The sequence below is a fragment of the Pseudoclavibacter sp. RFBG4 genome (assembly GCF_002931515.1).
Lineage (GTDB): Bacteria > Actinomycetota > Actinomycetes > Actinomycetales > Microbacteriaceae > Pseudoclavibacter.
Genome location: NZ_PSYC01000068.1, coordinates 1 through 5,605, shown reverse-complemented (window position 1 = coordinate 5,605; position 5,605 = coordinate 1). Strand labels below are relative to the sequence as shown.

The 5,605-nt window shown below is 53.9% G+C and carries 3 rRNA genes; all 3 read right to left on the bottom strand.

The features are described from left to right. Positions 1-69: 69 nt before the first annotated feature. The 3 genes from rrf to C5E10_RS18655 all read right to left on the bottom strand — a co-directional run bounded on the left by rrf (position 70) and on the right by C5E10_RS18655 (position 5,369). Positions 70-186 (bottom strand): 5S ribosomal RNA (gene rrf / locus C5E10_RS18665). A 130-nt stretch (positions 187-316) separates the two neighbouring features. Beyond that, positions 317-3,430: ribosomal RNA gene (locus tag C5E10_RS18660) — 23S ribosomal RNA — on the bottom strand. Positions 3,431-3,849: 419 nt separating this feature from the next. Further along, positions 3,850-5,369 (bottom strand): 16S ribosomal RNA (locus C5E10_RS18655). Together the 16S, 23S and 5S rRNA genes form the textbook arrangement of a ribosomal RNA operon. Positions 5,370-5,605: the final 236 nt, after the last annotated feature.

Below are 5,605 nucleotides of genomic sequence, written 5' to 3'. Positions count from 1 at the left end.
AAAAAAGCCGGGGTTGGTCATCGAGGAGCATCTCTGCTCACTCAACAACCAACCCCGGCTTATGAAGAAGTCCGGCGGTGACCTACTCTCCCACAGGGTCCCCCCTGCAGTACCATCGGCGCTGAGAGTCTTAGCTTCCGGGTTCGGAATGTAACCGGGCGTTTCCCTCTCGCTATGACCGCCGAAACACTATGGATAACCAATCATGTTCCGAACCACACACCACACCCAAAAAGGTGCGACACATGGTCGATCCTCGATCGTCTATCGAGAACCACAAAGTGGACGCGAACAGCAACAACATTCATGTGCATGTTTTATCAAATCATCAGCTTATTAGTACCGGTCAGCTCCACACATTTCTGTGCTTCCACATCCGGCCTATCAACCCAGTCGTCTACTGGGAGCTTCTCCCCCGAAGGGATGGAAATCTCATCTTGAAGCCGGCTTCCCGCTTAGATGCTTTCAGCGGTTATCCGTTCCGAACGTAGCCAATCAGCGGTGCTCCTGGCGGAACAACTGACACACCAGAGGTTCGTCCATCTCGGTCCTCTCGTACTAAAGATAGATCTTCTCAAATTTCCTACGCGCGCAGCGGATAGAGACCGAACTGTCTCACGACGTTCTGAACCCAGCTCGCGTGCCGCTTTAATGGGCGAACAGCCCAACCCTTGGGACCTACTCCAGCCCCAGGATGCGACGAGCCGACATCGAGGTGCCAAACCATGCCGTCGATATGGACTCTTGGGCAAGATCAGCCTGTTATCCCCGAGGTACCTTTTATCCGTTGAGCGACAGCGCTTCCACAAGCCACTGCCGGATCACTAGTCCCGACTTTCGTCCCTGCTCGACTTGTCAGTCTCACAGTCAAGCTCCCTTGTGCACTTACACTCGCCACCTGATTGCCAACCAGGTTGAGGGAACCTTTGGGCGCCTCCGTTACTCTTTAGGAGGCAACCGCCCCAGTTAAACTACCCACCAGGCACTGTCCCTGAACCGGATTACGGTTCGAAGTTAGATATCCAGAATGACCAGAGTGGTATTTCAACAACGACTCCACGAACACTAGCGTGCCCGCTTCACAGTCTCCCACCTATCCTACACAAGCCACACCGAACACCAATACCAAGCTGTAGTAAAGGTCACGGGGTCTTTTCGTCCTGCTGCGCGTAACGAGCATCTTTACTCGTAATGCAATTTCGCCGAGTTCGCGGTTGAGACAGCTGGGAAGTCGTTACGCCATTCGTGCAGGTCGGAACTTACCCGACAAGGAATTTCGCTACCTTAGGATGGTTATAGTTACCACCGCCGTTTACTGGGGCTTAAATTCAGAGCTTCGCCGAAGCTAACCCTTCCTCTTAACCTTCCAGCACCGGGCAGGCGTCAGTCCGTATACATCGTCTTGCGACTTCGCACGGACCTGTGTTTTTGATAAACAGTCGCTTCCCACTGGTCTCTGCGGCCATCAATGCGCTTTCAGGAGTAAATCCCTATACGCCTCAGGCCCCCCTTCTCCCGAAGTTACGGGGGCATTTTGCCGAGTTCCTTAACCACGATTCTCTCGATCTCCTTGGTATTCTCTACCTGATCACCTGTGTCGGTTTGGGGTACGGGCGACTAAAACCTCGCGTCGATGCTTTTCTTGGCAGCAGAGGATCACCGACTACCTCACATAAGTGAGTTCCGCGTCAGATCTCAGGCTTCACGAGTGACGGATTTGCCTATCACTCACCCTACGTCCTTGCCCGGATTCAACCAATCACCCGGTTCGGCTACCTTTCTGCGTCACACCTGTTAATACGCTAACCGCACCAGAACGGGGTCGAGCGCTAGGCTCCCCACCCACCCGAAGGCGGACGAAGAGATTCAGACTCTTAGCACTACTGGATTAGCTTGGGCGGTTTTTCGCCGGCCACGGGAATATCAACCCGTTGTCCATCGACTACGCCTGTCGGCCTCGCCTTAGGTCCCGGCTTACCCAGGGCAGATTAGCTTGACCCTGGAACCCTTGATCATTCGGAGGACGGGTTTCTCACCCGTCTTTCGCTACTCATGCCTGCATTCTCACTCGTGTAGCGTCCACGGCTGGTTTCCACCGCCGCTTCACTCGCCACACGACGCTCTCCTACCCATCCACACGACTGGACCACGAAGGCCTGTCTATAAATATGAATGCCACAACTTCGGTGGCGTGCTTGAGCCCCGTTACATTGTCGGCGCGGAATCACTTGACCAGTGAGCTATTACGCACTCTTTCAAGGGTGGCTGCTTCTAAGCCAACCTCCTGGTTGTCTGTGCAACTCCACATCCTTTTCCACTTAGCACGCGCTTTGGGACCTTAGTTGGTGGTCTGGGTTGTTTCCCTCTCGACTATGAAGCTTATCCCCCACAGTCTCACTGCTGCGCTCTCACTTACCGGCATTCGGAGTTTGGCTGACGTCAGTAAGCTTTTGGGCCCCATCGGCCATCCAGTAGCTCTACCTCCGGTAAGAAACACGCAACGCTGCACCTAAATGCATTTCGGAGAGAACCAGCTATCACGAAGTTTGATTGGCCTTTCACCCCTAACCACAGCTCATCCCCCCAGTTTTCAACCTAGGTGGGTTCGGTCCTCCACGAAGTCTTACCTTCGCTTCAACCTGGCCATGGATAGATCACTTCGCTTCGGGTCTAGGACATGCGACTGAATCGCCCTATTCAGACTCGCTTTCGCTACGGCTGCCCCACACGGGTTAACCTCGCCACATATCACTAACTCGCAGGCTCATTCTTCAAAAGGCACGCCGTCACAGCTACAAGGCTGCTCCGACGGATTGTAAGCAAACGGTTTCAGGTACTATTTCACTCCCCTCCCGGGGTACTTTTCACCTTTCCCTCACGGTACTTGTCCGCTATCGGTCATCTGGGAGTATTTAGGCTTATCAGGTGGTCCTGACAGATTCACACGGGATTTCTCGGGCCCCGTGCTACTTGGGATACTCTTCAACGTCAATACACGCATTTCGACTACGGGACTCGCACCCCCTCTGGTCAGCCATTCAAAGCTGTTCGTCTATACGCTATTGTCACGCCCACTGCCTGGTAGAGCAGCACGAAAAGTCCCACAACCCCGACCGTGCAACCCCTACCAGGTATCACACACGACCGGTTTAGCCTGATCCGCGTTCGCTCGCCACTACTAACGGAATCACTGTTGTTTTCTCTTCCTGTGGGTACTGAGATGTTTCACTTCCCCACGTTCCCTCTACCCGCCCTATATATTCAGGCGGGAGTCACCAGGTCACCACAAGGGGCCTGGCGGGGTTTCCCCATTCGGAAATCCTCGGATCAAAGTTCGATTATCAACTCCCCGAGGCTTATCGCAGATTTCTACGTCCTTCTTCGGCTCCAGATGCCAAGGCATCCACCGTTTGCTCTTAAAGATTTGATTTACACATGAGTAGCCAATCATTTCATTCTCAGAAACTCTTGACTAAAATTGCTGAACACCACAAACACCACCCGAAGGCGACATTCGCAGCATTCAAGATGCTCGCGTCCACTGTGTAGTTCTCAACATACGATCGGTACCAACACCCACCAACACAAAGCCGGCGAACGAAGGCCCAAGAGTCCGATCCACCACCATCCGAAGACGACAGCAGGCCCGGTCCCTCAGGACCCAACAGCGTGCACACCAGCACCCAACGAAACCCCAGCCGTTCCAACCCCCGAAGAGGCGTACTAAACCAGCATCACGCTGAGCACCGAATAGTCAAATGTTCCACCCATGAGCGCCACCGATCGACATTCGCGACCGAAATGACTTCAGCTCCACACCCCGAAGAGTGCGTGCTAAGTGCTCCTTAGAAAGGAGGTGATCCAGCCGCACCTTCCGGTACGGCTACCTTGTTACGACTTAGTCCTAATTACCGATCCCACCTTCGACGGCTCCCTCCAAAAGGTTAGGCCACCGGCTTCGGGTGTTACCGACTTTCATGACTTGACGGGCGGTGTGTACAAGGCCCGGGAACGTATTCACCGCAGCGTTGCTGATCTGCGATTACTAGCGACTCCGACTTCATGGGGTCGAGTTGCAGACCCCAATCCGAACTGAGACTGGCTTTTTGGGATTCGCTCCACCTCGCGGTATTGCAGCCCATTGTACCAGCCATTGTAGCATGCGTGAAGCCCAAGACATAAGGGGCATGATGATTTGACGTCATCCCCACCTTCCTCCGAGTTGACCCCGGCAGTCTCATATGAGTTCCCACCATTACGTGCTGGCAACATACGACGAGGGTTGCGCTCGTTGCGGGACTTAACCCAACATCTCACGACACGAGCTGACGACAACCATGCACCACCTGTATACCGACCTTGCGGGGCGAACATTTCTGAACGTTTCCGGTATATGTCAAGCCTTGGTAAGGTTCTTCGCGTTGCATCGAATTAATCCGCATGCTCCGCCGCTTGTGCGGGCCCCCGTCAATTCCTTTGAGTTTTAGCCTTGCGGCCGTACTCCCCAGGCGGGGCGCTTAATGCGTTAGCTACGACACGGAAACCGTGGAATGGTCCCCACATCTAGCGCCCAACGTTTACGGCATGGACTACCAGGGTATCTAATCCTGTTCGCTCCCCATGCTTTCGCTCCTCAGCGTCAGTAATGGCCCAGAGATCTGCCTTCGCCATCGGTGTTCCTCCTGATATCTGCGCATTCCACCGCTACACCAGGAATTCCAATCTCCCCTACCACACTCTAGTCTGCCCGTACCCACTGCAGACCCGAGGTTGAGCCTCGGGATTTCACAGCAGACGCGACAAACCGCCTACGAGCTCTTTACGCCCAATAATTCCGGACAACGCTTGCACCCTACGTATTACCGCGGCTGCTGGCACGTAGTTAGCCGGTGCTTTTTCTGCAGGTACCGTCACTTTCGCTTCTTCCCTACTAAAAGAGGTTTACAACCCGAAGGCCGTCATCCCTCACGCGGCGTTGCTGCATCAGGCTTTCGCCCATTGTGCAATATTCCCCACTGCTGCCTCCCGTAGGAGTCTGGGCCGTGTCTCAGTCCCAGTGTGGCCGGTCACCCTCTCAGGCCGGCTACCCGTCGTCGCCTTGGTGAGCCATTACCTCACCAACAAGCTGATAGGCCGTGAGCCGATCCATAACCAAAAAATCTTTCCAAACACAGACCATGCGATCGCGTTAGATATCCAGTATTAGCCACCGTTTCCGGAGGTTATCCCAGAGTTATGGGCACGTTGCTCACGTGTTACTCACCCGTTCGCCACTAATCCACCCAGCAAGCTGGGCTTCATCGTTCGACTTGCATGTGTTAAGCACGCCGCCAGCGTTCGTCCTGAGCCAGGATCAAACTCTCCGTAAATGAATAACAACCAAACAAACCCAAAGGCTCGCCGGTAAACATCACGCCACCACACCGAAGTGCGATGACAAGTTTGAAACTGACAAAAAACAAAACAACACCAAACCCGAAAGTTCAGTACTGACTTGTATTGTCCAAATATGTTTCCAAAAGGAATCCTTACCCCCTCCAAAGGAGGAGGCACGGGATCAAATTGGCATTTGACATAGTGCACGCTGTTGAGTTCTCAAGAATCG